This window comes from Actinoplanes italicus (genome assembly GCF_003001815.1).
In the GTDB taxonomy this organism is placed as follows: Bacteria; Actinomycetota; Actinomycetes; order Mycobacteriales; family Micromonosporaceae; genus Actinoplanes; species Actinoplanes italicus.
On record NZ_PVMZ01000005.1, the window covers coordinates 370,576 to 385,617 of the forward strand.

Sequence of the window (15,042 nt, forward strand, 5' to 3'; positions counted from 1 at the left end):
CTGTCGAGCGACTGAGCGTACGGGTCGGCGTCAAGCAGGAATACCGCGGGTGCGGTAGGCCGCGACCGCGCTCTCGATCGTCGGATGGAACCGGGCCGGATCGAGGGACTCGTGCATCTTGTATCGCCCGAGTTTCTCCAGCACCGGCGATTTCAGCTCGGCGAACACCAGCCGTACGCCCAGGTCGTCGAGTTCGGCGCCGAGGTCCTCCAGCATGTCCGCGGCGGTCGTGTCGACGTCGGTGATCGGCTCGGCCGCGACCAGGATCCACGCCGGTTTCGGCTCGGCTCGTGCCAGATGCCGCACCTCGTCACGGAACGTACGCGCGTTCGCGAAGATCAGCGGCGCGTCGAAACGGAACATCACCAGCCCGGGGATTCGCTCGGCGTCCGGGTAGACCCGCACGTCGTGGTAGCCGGCCACCTCGTCGGGCCGGCCCAGCTCGGTCCGGTACGGCCACCACGCCCGCCGGAACACGTTGAGCACCGACAACCCGACCGCGACCGCGATGCCGGGCAGCACCCCGAGCAGCGCCACACCCAGAAACGCGGCCAGCGCCAGCACGAACTCGGTGCGCCGCTGCCGCCAGAGCCGCCGCATACCGGCCGCGTCGGCCAGCGACAGCGACGCCGCGATCACCACGGCGGCCAGCATCGGCTGCGGCAGGTTCTTCAGCAGGCCGGGCGCGAAGACCAGCAGCAGCGTGATCGCGGCCGCGCCGACCACCCCGGTGAGCTGGCTGCGGGCGCCGGCGCTCTCGGCCACAGCGGTCCGCGAGCCGCTCGTGCTGACCGGAAAACCCTGGAACAGGCCGGCCGCCAGGTTCGCGGTCCCGATGCCGATCATCTCCTGGTTGCCGCGGACCTCCTGGCCGGTACGCCCGGCGAACGTCGAAGCGGTCGAGATGGTGTCGGTCAGCGAGACCAGGGTGATGCCGAGTGCCCCGGCGGCCAGCAGACCCAGCTCCGACCACTCGACGGTCGGAATGGTGAACGGCGGGAACCCCTGCGGCAGCGGCCCGACCACGTCCACGCCCCGCTCGGTCAGGCCGAACCACACGGTCACCACGATCGCGCCGACCACCGCGATCAGAATGCCCGGCACCTTCGGCAGCCACCGGCGCAGCACCAGGATCACGATGAGCCCGCCCACGCCGATGGCGAGCGCGGCCGGCACGGTCTTCCCGTCGGCGACCCCGCGCACGAACCCGGCCGCCTCGGCGAGCAGCCCCTCCCCGTCGACCGAGAACCCGAACAGTTTCGGCAGCTGCCCGATCAGGATCGTCAGCGCCAGCCCGTTCACGTAGCCGAGCTGGGTGGGACGCGACAGCAGGTCGGCGACGAAACCGAGCTTGGCGACTGCCGCCACGGTCATCATCGCCCCGACCATCAGCGCCAGCATCGAGGCCAGCGCCACCGCCTTGGCCGGGTCGCCACCGGAGACGACGATCGGCAGGATCACCGCGGCGATCATCGGGCCCAGTGAGGAGTCCGGGCCCAGAACCAAAATGCGAGAGGGGCCGAAGACGGCGTACGCCAGCAGGCACAACACCGACGTGTAGAGACCGGTGATCGCGGGCAGCCCGGCGAGTTCCGCGTACGCCATACCCTGCGGCACCAGCAGCGTCGTCAGCACGATCCCGGCAAGCACGTCGCGGGGCAGCCACTTGCGCTCATAGGTGGCCGCCACCCGCACCCCGGGCACCCAGTCGGTGTTCACCGCACCGCCTCCCGCTGTTCAAGAATCGAACGTCGACGAGACGCTACTCCGCCGGGCCCCTCGGGGCCTCATCCTCGGCGGGCAGGGTTTGCCGGGCGGCGCACGACTCGAGGTAGCGCTGCTCGGGCCGGCTGAGCGTGAGTCGAGCGGCCAGGCGATACTGCTCCCGCGCCCCGGCACGGTCACCGGCCAGCTCCAGCAGGTGGGCTCGCACCGCGGCGGTGCGGTGGTGGCGGGCCAGCACCGGATCCCCGGCCACCCTGTCGAGGGCGGCCAGCCCCGCCTCCGGCCCGTGGACCATGGCACCGGCCACAATCCTGTTCAGCGTGACCATCGGACTCGGCGCCAGTGCGTGCAGCATCCCGTACAAAATAAGGATTTGTGGCCAATCGGTGTCCTCGGCCCGCGCCGCCTCGTCATGAATCGCGGCGATCGCGGCCTGTAGTTGAAAGGGCCCGATCGGGGCCCGCGCCAGCGCGTCGGTGATGATCGCGACGCCCTCGGCGACCGCGGCCGCGTCCCAGAGACCGCGGTCCTGCTCGGCGAGCGGGATCAGGGTGCCGTCAGATGCGGTACGCGCGGGCCGGCGCGCGTCGGTGAGCAGCATCAACGCGAGCAACCCGGCCACCTCGCCGTCGTCCGGCAGCCGCCGGTGCAGCTGACGGGTCAGCCGGATCGCCTCCCGCGTCAGATCCACCCGGTTCAGCTGGTCGCCGGAGCTGGCCGTGTAACCCTCATTGAAGATCAGATAAAGCACATGTCGTACGGCCGTGAGGTCGGCGGGCGTCTCGAAGCGGGTACCGGTGTCGCGGATCCGCTGCTTGGCCCGGCTGATCCGCTGCCCCACGGTGGCCTCCGGCAGCAGCAGCGCCCGCGCGATCTCCGCGGTCGTCAGCCCACCGACCGCCCGCAGAGTGAGTGTCACCTGCGCCGGAACGCTGAGCGCCGGATGACAACAGAGCAGCAGCAGGGTCAGCTCGTCGTCACCGCGCACCTCCGGCTCCGGATCGTGCCGGACCGCCTCCTCGCGACGCCGGCGCGCCACCTCATTGCGCAGCGACTCCACCCGGCGGCGACTCGCCACGGTGATCAGCCAGTTGCGCGGGTGGTCCGGGATGCCGGTGTCCGGCCACTGCCGGGCCGCCGCGATCAGCGCCTCCTGCACCGCGTCCTCGCAGGCGTCGAAGTCCCCGTAGCGGCGGACCACGGCGGCCAGGACCTGCGGCGCGCATTCACGCAGCAGGTCCGGCAGCCCGGTCAGATCTCCCACTTGCTCACGCTGCTTCCCACGTGACTCAGGGCCGCATTCCACGTGCTCAGGCCGCATCCCACGTGCTCAGGCCGCATCCCACGTGCTCAGGCCGCATCCCACGTGCTCATGTCGAGGATCGGGCGGACCTCGACCCGGGTGTACGCGGCGTCGGGCGCCTTCGCGGCCCAGGCGACCGCCTCGTCGACATCGGCGACGTCGATCAGGTAGAAACCGGCCAGATGCTCCTTGACCTCGGCATACGGCCCGTCGGACGTGATCGTCTTCCCGTCGCGCACCGACACCTGGGTGGCCAGGGCCGGATCACCAAGCCCCTCGCTCACCACGAGCACACCGGCCTCGCGCATCTCCTCGGTCAGCCGCAGGTGGCCCAGCCCGAAGTCGGTCCGCTGCTCATCGTCGAGCGTCTCCCAAACGGCCAGCGACTGCGGGTTCGACTGGATCAGGATCAGGTATTTCATGCTTTCTCCTCTTCTCTGTCATCGTGATGTCGAAACCGCGGGCCCCGGCTTCGACATCACGGCATGAACGAGATCAGAGAAGTCATCGAACGCAAGGCCGCGCTGCTGGAGACCGGCGACGCCAAGGCCATCCTGTCCTACTACGCACCCGGCTTCGTCGAGTTCAACCTCGCCCCGCCGCTACGCCAGCCGGCGGAGTCTCAGAACCCGGCCGCCCTCGAGACCTGGATGGCGAACTTCGAGGCGCCGCCACGCCGCGAGGTGACCCAGTTGGAGATCACCACCGACGGCGACGTGGCCTTCGCGACCAGCATCGACAGCCTGTCAGCGGTACCGCGCGGCGCGGACGAGGGTTTCACCCTGTGGTTCCGGGTGACGCTGGGCCTGCGCCGCATCGACGGCCGCTGGCTGGTAACCCACGAACACGAGTCGGTCCCGTTCGAGATGGACGGCTCGTTCCGCGCCTCCACCGACCTGACCCCGGACCCCGCCCCGGCCGACTGACTCGCCGCCCCTACAGGCCGTGCCGGTCGGCTCTCACGGGCCGTGCCGGTCCGATCCCCCAAGGCGTCCCGGTCCGCTCCTCCAACGCGTCCCGGTCCGCTCTCACCAACCGTGCCGGTCCGCTCCTCCAACGCGTCCCGGTCCGCTCTCACCAACCGTGCCGGTCGGCCAGATCCCGGAGCCGCCGAACCTCGTCGACGATCGACTGGTCGGTCGGCTCCGGGATCCGCAGAACCGACCCCAGAATCACCCACAAATCCTCGGCCGGTGCCGGCCCATCAAGCTCCCGCAGCAGCTTCTCCACGGTCTTGTCGACCTGCATCCGGTCGTAACCACGCAACGTCACATCAAACGAGGCCGCCCGAAGCGCGTCCCGAGCCGCCGCCCGCCGCGCCGGCCCGCTGTCCTCCCCGAGCGCGTCGAACCCGCGGCCGAGCAGTTCGTCCACCTGCTGCCTGTCATATCCGCGCAACACCACGGTGAAATCCTGCGACATTCCCGCATCGTAGATCGCCGATGCCATGCCGCCGATTGTGGCCGATCAGGCCGCCGACAGCCCTCCCGACGCAAACAACCAGCGCGTCCTCACCTGGCGTGGTGACCTACGGCTCGCCCACGGGCACAGATCACCACACAGCCGTGCGAACCGGGTTGCGTGGTGACGTGCGGCTCGCGGGTAGGCGTAGGTCACCACACAGCCGGGCGAACCAGGTTGCGTGTTGACATGCGGCTCGCGGGTGGGCGTAGATCACCACGCTGCCAGGCGAACCGGGTTGCGTGGTGACATGCGGCTCGCGGGTAGGCGTAGATCACCACGCTGCCAGGCAAACCGGGTTGCGTGGTGACCTACGGCTCGCGGGTAGGCGTAGATCACCACGCTGCCAGGCGAACCGGGTTGCGTGGTGACATGCGGCTCGCGGGTAGGCGTAGATCACCACGCTGCCAGGCAAACCACATCGCGTGGTGACCTACGGCTCGCGGGTAGGCGTAGGTCACCACGCTGCCAGGCGAACCGGGTTGCGTGGTGACATGCGGCTCGCGGGTAGGCGTAGATCACCACGCTGCCGGGCGAACCGGGTTGCGTGGTGACATGCGGCTCGCGGGTGGGCGTAGGTCACCACGTTGCCGGGCGGGGCGCAGGGGTTGATGTCAGGCGGTGGTGCCGAAGGGGTTGTCGATGACGTAGCGCCAGCGTCCGTCGGAGCCTCGGCGCAGCACGTCGGCCGAGACGCCGTGCAGGTCGAGCGGGAAGCCCTGGCGGGCGGTGCCGCGCATCGACCAGTCGACGATCGACAGTGCGATGTCGCCGGCGACGTGCAGATGCCGGGTCTCGGTGAGCATGGGGACACCGAAACCCAGGAGATGGTCGTACGCTGAAGCGCGCTCCGCTTGGCCGCTGCGTGATTCTCCCCGCCCCGGGATCAGCAGAGCGCCCGGCTCGTAGAAACGGTCGATGACGGCACTCGAACCGGAGGCGAAAGCCGCACGGAAGGCGGCCGCATGAGCGGTGGGATCCGTGACCGGGCCGATCGGATCCGCTGGGGCATGACGAGGAGTTTCATCGAAGTCTGTCATGCCCACCCAGCTTAACTCCGGGAGCGGGGCGAGCCGGTGACGACACGCCTACCGCACCGTGGTGAGCATCCTGGCCAGTTCCGGGTTGTCGATCTCGCCGCCGAGCAGCCGGGCCCCGGCCAGCGCACCGGGATCGCCGAGGCGGACCCGGTGAAGCTGGGCGCGGACGACGAGTTCACGCATGTCGCAGCGGGCGGCCAGTTCGGCGAGCGTGTCGACGATCGGGCGCGCCCGGTCGGGTTCGCCCTGGTCGAGGGCGGTCGCGGCGGCCGCGTCGAGGACGTAGCCGCGGACCCACTGGTAGCGATCGGACACCCGGACACTGCGCGTGGCCGCCTCGCTGAACCAGTGCGTGGACTCGTCGCGGCGGCCTCGGGTGGCGCTGAGCAGGCCAAGGCCGCGGGCGGCTACCGCCTCCCAGCACGGGTCGCTGATCTGGCAGGCCATTCCCCACGCCTGTTCCAGCTCGTCGCCGGCCGCTCCCAGGTCGCCGTCGAGCAGGAGGAGCTCGCCGCTGAACGCCTGGTTCCACGGCAGGAAGGCCATCCAGCGGTCGGCGCGGATCAGGTCGGTGGACCGGGTCAGCTCGTGCCGGGCCTGGCTGTACTCCCCGCGCAGCACGTGCGCGCGGGCAAGGATCGCCAGCGTCCAGGCCTGCTGACGGCGAGCCTCCGCCCTTTCGGCCCGCTCGGCCGACTCCCGCAGCCACGCCAGCGCCGCCGGGTAGTCGGCGCGGTCGGAGGCGTTCATTCCTCGTACGCCGAGCACGGCCGCGAGTTCCTTGTCGTCCTCGGCCAGCTCCGCCGCCCTGGCGAGCCAGCCGTCGGCGGTCTCGCGGCGGCCGGCCTGCACCTCGACGAAGCCCAGTTCACGGTGGGCGGAGGCGGCGGTGGCCCGGTCGCCGGCGCGGGTCGCGTGGGTGATCGCCTCGTGCAGGACCACCCCGCCCTCCTCGTCGCGGCCACGCACCGCATGCACCAGTGCGGCGCCCAGCGCGAGCATCGCCCGGCCGCGCAGCGCGTCGTCGCCGCAGCTCTCCGCCTCGACGACGGCCCGGCGCAGGCACTGCACACCGGCGTCGACCGCGCCGGCCGCGATGGCGGCCCGCCCCGCCTCCAGCTGGCTGATCGCGGCGGACCGCCCGCCCACCGGCCGCACCATCGACGAGCCGGTGCCGACGTCGGCGGCCTCGCTCAGGCTGGCCGACGCCTCCACGCCGAGTTCACGTCGTAGCAGGTCACGGCAGACCGCGATCTGGCGCTGGGCCGCCATCGCGTCACCGGCGACGGCGAGGCTTCGTACCAGCAGCTCGTGATTGCTCTCCTCCAGCGGGTTGCGGGCCACCGCCCGCTGGGCGTAAGCCACCGCCGCTCCGGCCCGGCCCTGGGCGATCAGCCGGGCCGCGGTCTCCCGCAGCCGTGCCTCCACGGCGGCCGACGTCCGGTGCCGGGCGACCAGCAGCCACGACTCGAACTCCAGACAGGACGCCAGCTGAACGCCTTCGAGCAACTCACCGTCGGCGAGAGCGAGAGGGTCGGCCGGCGCGGAAGGGGCGGCCAGGGCGAGAGGGTCGGCCGGGGCGGGAGGATCGGCCACAGCGGAAGGGGCGGCCAGGGCGAGAGGGCCGGCCGGGGCGGGAGGATCGGCCACAGCGGAAGGGGTGGCCAGGGCGGCGGTTCTGGTCAGAGCGTGGACGTCGATGAGCACATCCGGGGCGGGTGTCGCGCGCACCGGGTCGCCGGTGACCTCGACGGCGCCGCCGAGGGCTCGGCGCAGCTCGGCCAGTGCCCAGCGCAACGCACCGAGCGGGTCGTCGGCGTCGGCGAAGAGCAGCTCGGCGAGGTGTTTGCGGCTGGGGGGCCGCTCGGCCAGCAGCAGGTAGCCGAGCAGCGCCCACGTCTTGCGTCCCCGCGGCAGCCGGACGGGCCGGCCGTCCCCCTCGACGGCAGGTCCTCCGAGCAGCCGCACGGTGATCATTAACTCGCCTCCGGTTCGATTATCCGCGCCGGATACCGACGGCCTCGAGGTACTCCGCCGGAGCCACCACGGTGCCGTCGGTCGCCGTGTTGAAGCGCCGGGCCACGTCGGCGATGTCGGCGGCGAACTTCTCCGCGTCGGCACCGGACAGCGTGCCGGCGAACCGCGTCATCGGGCCGTAGTAGGTCCGGAACCACTCCGAGAGGTGCTCGGGGGAACGGTAGCGGAACACGTACTCCCGCTTGGTCAGCGAGATCCACTCGACCCGCTCGCCGAACAGTTCGGTGAGGCGCTCGGTGGTGCCCCACAGCGTCGGGGGGACGACCCCGGCGGGCGGCTTGTTCCAGCCGCTCACGGTCTTGAAAAGGTTGCCGATCATGCCGGTCGGGGTCCAGCTGGCGTGGCCGATCTTACCGCCGGGCGTGGTCACCCGGACCAGTTCGTCGGCGGCTCGCTGCTGGTTCGGCGCGAACATCACGCCGACCGTGCTGAGCGTGGCGTCGAAGGAGCCGTCCGGCACCGGCAGTTGCTCGGCGTCGCCCTCGAGGAACGTGATGTCCGCGCTCTGGGCGGCGGCCCGGGCGCGTCCGCGCTCCAGCAGGTTGACGGCGTAGTCGACGCCGGTGGCGTCGGCGAATCGCAGTGCCGCGGCCAGGGCTACGTTGCCCTGTCCACACGCGACGTCGAGCACCTTCTGTCCGGCGCGCACGTCGGCGGCCTCGACCAGCCGTTCGGCCATGATCTGCAGGGTGTTTCCGACCCGGGTGTAGTCGCCGGTCTCCCATGCCGCCCGCTGGCTCTTCTTGATCGCGTCATAGTCGATCTCGGTAGTCGTCATTCGATCTCACCTTTCTCGGGCGCCGCGAACTGCGACGCAGGGCGCCGCGGAGTGCGACGCAGGGCGCCGCGGAGTGCGGCGCAGAACGAGAAGACCGCGCGACCGTGTGACGACGCGTGTGAGCGTGGGAGCGACGCCGTTATTCCCGCGCCACGGGTGAAGAAGACGACCTGTCGCAAAACTATATTCGGCCTATAGGGTTTAGGGACAATCAGACCCGAGGAGCCCTGATGGCCCTGCATCTCGCCCTGGAGGTGGACGGCGACTTCGCCTCCCTTCCCGACCATGTGACCGCGGCCGAACGCGCTGGAGTGGCGCTGGTCACCATCGCCGATTCGCCTCTGCCGCCGGCCGGTGGCGGGATCCGGATCGAGGCCGGTGTACGGGCCGCGTTCCTCGCCCGGCGCACCTCGCGGATCGGGCTCGCGCCGACCCTGCACGCGACCGTGACCGAGCCGTTTCACCTGGCCACCCAGCTGGCCTCGCTCGATCACGCCTCACTGGGACGGGCCGGTTGGGTGGTCGGTGCGGAAAGGTCCCGTCAGGCGTACGCGACCGTCGGCGAACCGCCGCTGGCCGGCGCCGAACTGCGGCGGGAACTCGAGGACGTGATCGACGTGGCCCGGCGGCTCTGGGACTCGTGGGAGGACGACGCGGTGATCCGGGACGTGGCCACCGGACGGTTCCTGGATGCGGACCGGGTGCATCACGTCGGCTTCACCGGAGCGCGGTTCAGCGTCGCCGGGCCGCTGATCACCCCGCGGCCGCCGCAGGGACAGGTCGTGGTGATCGGCTGGGACACCCTCGGCGTCACTTCCCGCCTCGACGTCGCGCTGGTCGGCGGCGGCACGGTCGACGAGGTGATCGCGCGCGCCCGCCGGGCCAGGGAGGACGGGGCTCCGCTGGTATTCGCGTCGGTCGCCTACGACGGCGGGTCCGGACTGCCGGTGGACCGGCTCGTGGGCGCCGTGGACGGCGTACACGCAAGGGTCTCCGATCTTGCCGTTGATCTGCCACGGCTGCTCACCGAAACCGGTCCGCGACCGCCGCTCGGCGCGACCCTGCGGGACACACTCGGGCTCCCCCGACCCGCCAACGTGTTCGCGAACGCCGGTCAGGAGCCGACAGCATGACGCATCAGCTGCACCTCGGGGTGTTCTTCACCGGCGTCGGGCCCCAGCTGCTCTGGACCGATCCGGCGTTCGCGGCGCACACCCACATCGACACGTTCGTGCAGACCGTTGGCACGCTGGAGCGCGGCCTGTTCGACGCGTTCTTCCTGGGTGAGGGCTTACGCGTACGGGAGAATCGGGGTCGGGTCTATGATCTTGACGTCGCCGGGCGGCCGGACGCCATCACCCAGCTCGCCGCCCTGGCCGCGGAGACGTCGAAGATCGGCCTGGTCGCGACCCAGAACACGACCTACAACTACCCCGCCGATCTGGCCCGCCGGCTCGCGTCGCTGGACGCGGTCTCCGCAGGCCGGGCCGGGTGGAACATCGTGACCACCGACAACGCCTGGACCGGGGAGAACTTCCGGCACGGCGGGTGGCTGGCGCACGAGCGTCGCTACGAGCGGGCGGAGGCGTTCGTCGAGACGGCGAAGGCACTGTGGGCCGGGGAACGCGTCGATCGGCACACCGACCTGGTCGACGTGACCGCCGCGCCGACGGTGACCGGGCGTCCGGTGCTGTTCCAGGCCGGTGACTCCCCCGGCGGCCGGGAGCTGGCCGCCAAACACGCCGACGTGGTGTTCTCCGCCAACACCGCCTACGACAAGGCCGTCGCGTACGCCTCCGACCTGCGCCAACGCCTCGTCCGGCACGGGCGCTCGCCGGACGCGGTACGGATCCTGCCGGGTGCGCAGGTGGTGCTCGGCGACACCGCGGCCGAGGCGATGGAGAAGGCCGAATGGATCCAGCGCGAGCAGATCACCGGGCCCCGGGCCATCGCGTTCCTCGAGCAATATTGGAACAAGGACCTCTCCGGGTACGACCCTGACGGCCCCCTTCCCGACATCGAGCCGGCCGAGGGTGAACTCGACCCGTCGCGCGGGACCATCTCCATCGAGCACCGCACCGGCAAGCTGGAACGGATCGCCGAGTGGCGCACCTGGGGCGTGTCGATCCGGGAGCTGGCGATCCGGGTGACGCCGCGGCACAACGTGTTCGTCGGCACGGCCGGGCAGGTCGCCGACGAGTGGGCGCGGTACGTGCGAGACCGGGCCGTCGACGGGTTCAACATCATTCCGCAGCTGCTGCCGGGCACGATCGAGGACATCGTCGACCGGCTGGTGCCGGCGCTGCAGGAGCGAGGCGTCTACCGCACCGAGTACACGGGCTCGACCCTGCGCGAACACCTGGACCTGCCGTGACCGGTTCCTGTCGACGATCGCCTCGGCGGGTGGGCGCGCATTACCGGCTGGCGGCTGGCGGCTGCTTCCCGAGCCGGGAAAGGTGCGCTCACCACTGCTGATCGATCAAACCCGACCGGGAGACGTGCGTTGACCACAGCCGGGCGATCAACTCGGCGGAGGCGGAGGCGGGGCGGAGGCGGGGCGGAGGCGGAGGCGGGGGGCGGAGCGGGCAGGAGAGGCGGAACGGGCTGGGCCGCTGCGCTGGTCGCGGGCCGGAGGGAAACGTCGGCGAAAAAGAAGAATCAGGTGCATCCACGGGCGGGCCGGCGAGCGAACACCTCCTGAGAACCCTACGCGGGAGGGAGGTCGATGAGCTCCGACGACGAGCTCGCCGAGCGTTTACGCTCCGGCGACGAGAAGGCTTTGCGTACGGCCTACGAGCGGCACGGCGCGGCGGTGCTCTATCTGGCCCAGCGTCTGCTGGGCAACCGTGCCGACGCCGAGGACGTGACGCAGCTGACGTTCGTGGCGGCGTGGACCGGCCGGGACGGTTACGACCCGCAGCGCGGCACGATCCTGAGCTGGCTGCTCGGCATCGCGCGGCGCAAGGTCGTCGACCGGCTGCGGTCGGCGGCGCGTGACGAGCGGGTGACCGAGACGGTGCGGACGCAGCTGTCGCCCGCTGCCGCGCCGGAGACCCCTGAGCGGATCGTGGACCGGCTGATCGTCGCCGACGAGCTGGGACGGCTGCCCGACGAGCAGCGCCGCTCGCTGGAGCTGGCGTTCTTCGACGACCTCACCCATCCACAGATAGCCGCCATGACCGGGCTGCCGCTCGGTACGGTCAAGAGCCATATCCGCCGTGGAATGGCCAGTCTGCGACGTCGTTGGGAGGTGGACGGTGCAGCATTTGGATCCCGATCGGCTGGTCCTTCTCGCGCTCTCTGAGGAATCGGAGGAGCTGACCGAGTCGGATCACCTGGAGCGGTGTGCCGGCTGCCGGCACGACATCGCGTCGCTGCGTGAGGTCGCTGAACTGGGAGCGGAGAGCCAGGAGCTGCGTGATCTGCCGGCACCGCCGGAGCGCGTGTGGGATGCGATCGAGGCGGGCGTGGCCCGTACCGCCAAACCCGCCGTGACCGCTCCCGTGGTCAGCCTCGCCGACCACCGCCATCGCCGGCCCCGACGCCGGTGGGCGCCGCTGGTCGCCGCCGCGGCCGCCGCCGTGCTCGCGGTCGCCGGGACGGTGGCGTTCGACCGGTTCGCCGGGCAGCGCGCCGAGCGGTCCGTGGCCGCCCGCGCCACCCTCACACCGTTGCCGACGGTCTCGGCCGACGCGAGCGGGAGGGTGCGGGTGCTGACCGACGGCGCTCTGGAGATCGACGTCCGGAACCTGCCGCTGACCACCGGTTTCCACGAGGTGTGGCTGCTCGATCCGGACGATCCGACGAAGATGGTGGCCATCGGCAACCTGTCGGGCAGTCGGCAGGACGTGCTGCCGGTCCCGCCGGGCACGGACCTGAACCGGTTCCGGCTGGTGGACGTGAGTGACGAGCCGCACGACGGCGACGCGACGCACTCCGGCAAGAGTCTGCTGCGCGGAACCCTCACGTCGTGATGTCGCGGGTGGTGGGCAGGGACGCGGTCAGCTCCCACCCGCCACCCGGGCGAGGTCCGGCATGCAGGCGGCCGCCGAGGGCGGTGACGCGCTCGTCGAGGCCGGTCAGCCCGAAGCCGGTGCCGCGGGCGAGGTCGCCGGTGGCCGGTCTGCTGCCGTCGTCACGCACCACGATGTTCAGCGACCGGCCGTCGTGGCCGAGATCGACGGTCACCTCGCTCGCGTCGGCGCCGTGCCGGCGTACGTTGGTCAGCGCCTCCTGCACGACACGGAAAACGGCGACCTGCACCTCGTGCGGCAGGTCCGCGGGGACCTCGGGAGCGGTCCGCAGCGTGACCTGCGGCCCGGCCACGCTGAAACCGGTCACGAGCTCCGGCAACGCCGCCAGGTCCCCGGCCGGGCGTGGAGGATCCGCGGAGCCGGGCTCGTTGCGCAGCATGTCGACGGTGCGCCGCATCGACGCGAGTGCCTCACCGGCGGCTCGTTCGATGCTCTCGAGGATCGGGCCGAGGCGCTCGGGCTGCACGGTCAGAACAGCCTGACCCATCTGCGCCTGTACGAGGATGCCGGTCACGTGATGGGCGACGAAGTCGTGCAGGTCTGCGGCCATCACGAGCCGTTCGGAACGCCGTGCCTGGACCAGGGAGGCCAGCCGCCGGCGGCGCCGTTCGTCGGCCGCGCGCAGATAGCCGCCCAGGCCCGCGAAGATCACCGCGGCGGCGGCCAGTCCCACCGACCCGCCGATCCGGTCGCTGAAGTCGGGTTCCACCGGCCGCTCCCGGAACGGCAGCGCCAGCACGGCGAGCACCACCAGCGCGGCGACCGGGGCGAGCCGGTCGGCGCGGACGCCACGGACCGCGACCAGCAGCAGGCAGAACAGTGCCACCCCCTCCCCCGGACCGGCCAGCATGGACCCGTCGGTGAGGTGGTTGGCGGCGGTGAGCGTCAGGGACGCGACGGCCGGGACACACGCACGGACCTCGATCGTCAGCCAGGGCGGTCGCCTGCGGGCCGGCCAGAGAAGCGCGGCGAGACCGAGCACGACCGCGACGGCCGGCCACGGACCCCCGTTCGCCCCGGCCCCCAGGGCGGCGAGGTCGACGATGCCGAGGACGCACAGGAGGGTGATCCCGACGACCCGCCCGACACGCCGGAGCAGCGCCCGGGGCTCCACCGGATCGTCACCGTCAGCCACCCCCTGATGCTACGCTGCCGCCCCGTGACCAGGGTTGGAGCGGTTCAGTGAGCATCACCGTCATGGTCGTCGACGATCAGGCGATGGTGCGTGAGGGTGTGGCCGTCCTGCTCGGACTCCAGCCCGACATGGTCGTGGTGGCCGACGTCGCCGACGGCGAGCAGGCGGTCCGGGCGGCCCGCGAACACGACCCGGACGTGATCCTGATGGACATCCGCCTGCCGGTGCTCGACGGGCTGGAGGCGACCCGTCGGATCCTGGACGTCCCGCCGGGCCGGAGCCGCCCGCGCGTGATCATGCTGACCACCTTCGAGCTCGACGAGTACATCTTCGAGGCGCTGCGCGCCGGAGCGAGCGGCTTCCTGCTCAAGGGCGCGTCGGCCGCCGACCTGGCCCAGGCCGTACGGGTCGTCGCGTCCGGTGAGAGCCTGCTGTCACCGTCGGTCACCCGGCGGCTCATCGAGGAGTTCTCGGCCCGGCCCGCGCCCCGCGCGACCGGGGGCCGGGCCGTGGCGGCGCTGACCGCCCGGGAGACCGAGGTGCTCACCCTGATCGCCGGCGGTCTGTCCAACGCCGAGATCGCGAAGTCGCTGGTGGTGGCCGAGGAGACGGTCAAGACACACGTGGGCCGCATCTTCACCAAACTGGACCTGCGCGACCGTGCCCAGGCCGTCATCGTCGCCTACGAGGCCGGTCTCGTCGTCCCGCGCGGCTAGCTCCGGCGGCCCGGCGTAGCTCCGTGGAGCTACCCGCGATCTGGCTCCCCGGCACGACGCTTTCACCACCCTCCGACAGCGAAGCTCTCCGGACCGACAACCGGAGGAGCGACCGTGGCCGACCTGTCCGATGTGACCGCCCTGTACGAGAAGTACGCCGACGACCTCACAGCCGCGCGAACCGCGCAGCGGGCGCTGCTGTCTCCCGGCGGTCCCCGGCTGAACCCGAAACTCGACGACGTCGAGGCCGAGATCACGTACCTGCTGGTCCGGCATCACCGGCCGCGGGTCGTGACCGAGATCGGCACGTTCCACGGGTGGTCGACGACCTGGCTGCTGCGGGCGTTGCGCGACAACGGCGAGGGCGAGCTCCACTCGTACGACATCGTTGATCACGCCCGGCGCTCGGTGCCCGCCGATCTCGGCGGCGGAAGGTGGACGTTCCACCACGGTGACGTGCGGCAGACCGCTCTCACGCCGGGCCTGATCGACTACCTGTTCATCGACGCCGCGCACACCGCGCCGTTCGCCCGCTGGTACACGACGCAGGTGTTTCCGCAGATGCGGCCCGGTATCCCCGCCAGCGTGCACGACGTCTATCACCGGCGGCGGGCCGGCCGGTTCAGCGAGGGCCGGGTGGTGCTCGACTGGCTGGCCGCCCGCGGCATCGGCCACTTCACCGCGTCACGGGCCGCGGCACCGATCGAGAATCAAGAGATCATGGCGGTACGGCGGCGCCTGGGCCTGACCGAGCCGGTGCACAGCGGCGACCACAATCCGATGATCTTCTTCCGGTTCGGCGGCTGACCGCTG

15 protein-coding genes are annotated in these 15,042 nt (G+C 71.3%); 7 read left to right on the top strand and 8 right to left on the bottom strand.

The annotated features are described in order from the left end of the window. Window positions 1-30: 30 nt before the first annotated feature. From CLV67_RS15540 to CLV67_RS15550, 3 genes are all read right to left on the bottom strand, one after another. On the bottom strand, window positions 31-1,719 hold the full coding sequence (locus tag CLV67_RS15540) for a SulP family inorganic anion transporter (RefSeq protein WP_239166190.1): 1,689 nt from the start codon (window positions 1,717-1,719) through the stop codon (window positions 31-33). A 43-nt stretch (window positions 1,720-1,762) separates the two neighbouring features. Then, the gene (locus CLV67_RS15545; protein WP_239166189.1) at window positions 1,763-2,989 is read right to left on the bottom strand and encodes an RNA polymerase sigma factor; all 1,227 of its coding nucleotides are present in this window, start codon (window positions 2,987-2,989) and stop codon (window positions 1,763-1,765) included. A gap of 86 nt (window positions 2,990-3,075) precedes the next feature. Next, window positions 3,076-3,450, bottom strand: coding sequence for a YciI family protein (locus tag CLV67_RS15550; RefSeq protein WP_106318831.1), 375 nt, complete (start codon window positions 3,448-3,450; stop codon window positions 3,076-3,078). Between the two features lie 63 nt (window positions 3,451-3,513). Between CLV67_RS15550 and CLV67_RS15555 the strand changes: the two genes are divergently transcribed. After that, window positions 3,514-3,954: a YybH family protein gene (locus CLV67_RS15555; RefSeq protein WP_106318833.1), complete on the top strand. Its 441-nt coding sequence runs from the start codon at window positions 3,514-3,516 to the stop codon at window positions 3,952-3,954. Window positions 3,955-4,102: 148 nt separating this feature from the next. Here CLV67_RS15555 and CLV67_RS15560 read toward each other — a convergent pair whose 3' ends face one another. The 4 genes from CLV67_RS15560 to CLV67_RS15575 form a co-directional block, all read right to left on the bottom strand. Next, window positions 4,103-4,477: a DivIVA domain-containing protein gene (locus CLV67_RS15560; RefSeq protein WP_106318835.1), complete on the bottom strand. Its 375-nt coding sequence runs from the start codon at window positions 4,475-4,477 to the stop codon at window positions 4,103-4,105. Window positions 4,478-5,103: 626 nt separating this feature from the next. Continuing rightward, window positions 5,104-5,529: a YybH family protein gene (locus CLV67_RS15565; protein ID WP_106319125.1), complete on the bottom strand. Its 426-nt coding sequence runs from the start codon at window positions 5,527-5,529 to the stop codon at window positions 5,104-5,106. Between the two features lie 48 nt (window positions 5,530-5,577). Further along, entirely contained in the window at window positions 5,578-7,506 is a 1,929-nt protein-coding gene (locus CLV67_RS15570) for an AfsR/SARP family transcriptional regulator (RefSeq protein ID WP_106318836.1), read from the bottom strand. 19 nt (window positions 7,507-7,525) lie between these two features. Then, window positions 7,526-8,344 carry a class I SAM-dependent methyltransferase gene (locus tag CLV67_RS15575; RefSeq protein ID WP_106318838.1) on the bottom strand — a complete coding sequence of 273 codons (819 nt, stop codon included), beginning with the start codon at window positions 8,342-8,344 and terminating at the stop codon, window positions 7,526-7,528. A gap of 230 nt (window positions 8,345-8,574) precedes the next feature. Here CLV67_RS15575 and CLV67_RS15580 point away from each other — a divergent pair, with 230 nt between their 5' ends. The 4 genes from CLV67_RS15580 (at window position 8,575) to CLV67_RS15595 (ending at window position 12,318) form a co-directional block, all read left to right on the top strand. Further along, the gene (locus CLV67_RS15580) at window positions 8,575-9,477 is read left to right on the top strand and encodes an LLM class flavin-dependent oxidoreductase (protein WP_106318840.1); all 903 of its coding nucleotides are present in this window, start codon (window positions 8,575-8,577) and stop codon (window positions 9,475-9,477) included. After that, window positions 9,474-10,718, top strand: coding sequence for an LLM class flavin-dependent oxidoreductase (locus CLV67_RS15585; protein WP_106318842.1), 1,245 nt, complete (start codon window positions 9,474-9,476; stop codon window positions 10,716-10,718). Before CLV67_RS15580 ends, CLV67_RS15585 begins: the two co-directional genes overlap by 4 nt. A gap of 351 nt (window positions 10,719-11,069) precedes the next feature. Further along, window positions 11,070-11,648, top strand: coding sequence for an RNA polymerase sigma factor (locus tag CLV67_RS15590; RefSeq protein ID WP_106318844.1), 579 nt, complete (start codon window positions 11,070-11,072; stop codon window positions 11,646-11,648). Beyond that, the gene (locus tag CLV67_RS15595) at window positions 11,602-12,318 is read left to right on the top strand and encodes an anti-sigma factor (RefSeq protein WP_106318846.1); all 717 of its coding nucleotides are present in this window, start codon (window positions 11,602-11,604) and stop codon (window positions 12,316-12,318) included. The genes CLV67_RS15590 and CLV67_RS15595 overlap by 47 nt, the downstream gene beginning before the upstream one ends. On the opposite strand, the gene CLV67_RS15600 is transcribed toward CLV67_RS15595, so the two are convergent. After that, on the bottom strand, window positions 12,308-13,513 hold the full coding sequence (locus CLV67_RS15600; protein WP_106318848.1) for a sensor histidine kinase: 1,206 nt from the start codon (window positions 13,511-13,513) through the stop codon (window positions 12,308-12,310). The genes CLV67_RS15595 and CLV67_RS15600 overlap by 11 nt on opposite strands. A 62-nt stretch (window positions 13,514-13,575) precedes the next feature. On the opposite strand from CLV67_RS15600, the gene CLV67_RS15605 reads away from it, so the two are divergent. Continuing rightward, window positions 13,576-14,229, top strand: coding sequence for a response regulator (locus CLV67_RS15605; RefSeq protein ID WP_106319127.1), 654 nt, complete (start codon window positions 13,576-13,578; stop codon window positions 14,227-14,229). Window positions 14,230-14,343: 114 nt separating this feature from the next. Beyond that, window positions 14,344-15,036, top strand: a complete 693-nt coding sequence (locus CLV67_RS15610) for a class I SAM-dependent methyltransferase (protein WP_106318850.1) — start codon at window positions 14,344-14,346, stop codon at window positions 15,034-15,036. Window positions 15,037-15,042: the final 6 nt, after the last annotated feature.

Excerpts from the sequence above, each read along its gene's own strand:
- CLV67_RS15555 (WP_106318833.1), top strand. The coding sequence starts at position 3,514 with ATGAACGAGATCAGAGAAGTCATCGAACGCAAGGCCGCGCTGCTGGAG.
- CLV67_RS15585 (WP_106318842.1), top strand. The coding sequence starts at position 9,474 with ATGACGCATCAGCTGCACCTCGGGGTGTTCTTCACCGGCGTCGGGCCC.
- CLV67_RS15580 (WP_106318840.1), top strand. The coding sequence starts at position 8,575 with ATGGCCCTGCATCTCGCCCTGGAGGTGGACGGCGACTTCGCCTCCCTT.
- CLV67_RS15605 (WP_106319127.1), top strand. The coding sequence starts at position 13,576 with ATGGTCGTCGACGATCAGGCGATGGTGCGTGAGGGTGTGGCCGTCCTG.
- CLV67_RS15570 (WP_106318836.1), bottom strand. The coding sequence starts at position 7,506 with ATGATCACCGTGCGGCTGCTCGGAGGACCTGCCGTCGAGGGGGACGGC.
- CLV67_RS15575 (WP_106318838.1), bottom strand. The coding sequence starts at position 8,344 with ATGACGACTACCGAGATCGACTATGACGCGATCAAGAAGAGCCAGCGG.
- CLV67_RS15565 (WP_106319125.1), bottom strand. The coding sequence starts at position 5,529 with ATGACAGACTTCGATGAAACTCCTCGTCATGCCCCAGCGGATCCGATC.
- CLV67_RS15560 (WP_106318835.1), bottom strand. The coding sequence starts at position 4,477 with ATGGCATCGGCGATCTACGATGCGGGAATGTCGCAGGATTTCACCGTG.
- CLV67_RS15550 (WP_106318831.1), bottom strand. The coding sequence starts at position 3,450 with ATGAAATACCTGATCCTGATCCAGTCGAACCCGCAGTCGCTGGCCGTT.
- CLV67_RS15590 (WP_106318844.1), top strand. The coding sequence starts at position 11,070 with ATGAGCTCCGACGACGAGCTCGCCGAGCGTTTACGCTCCGGCGACGAG.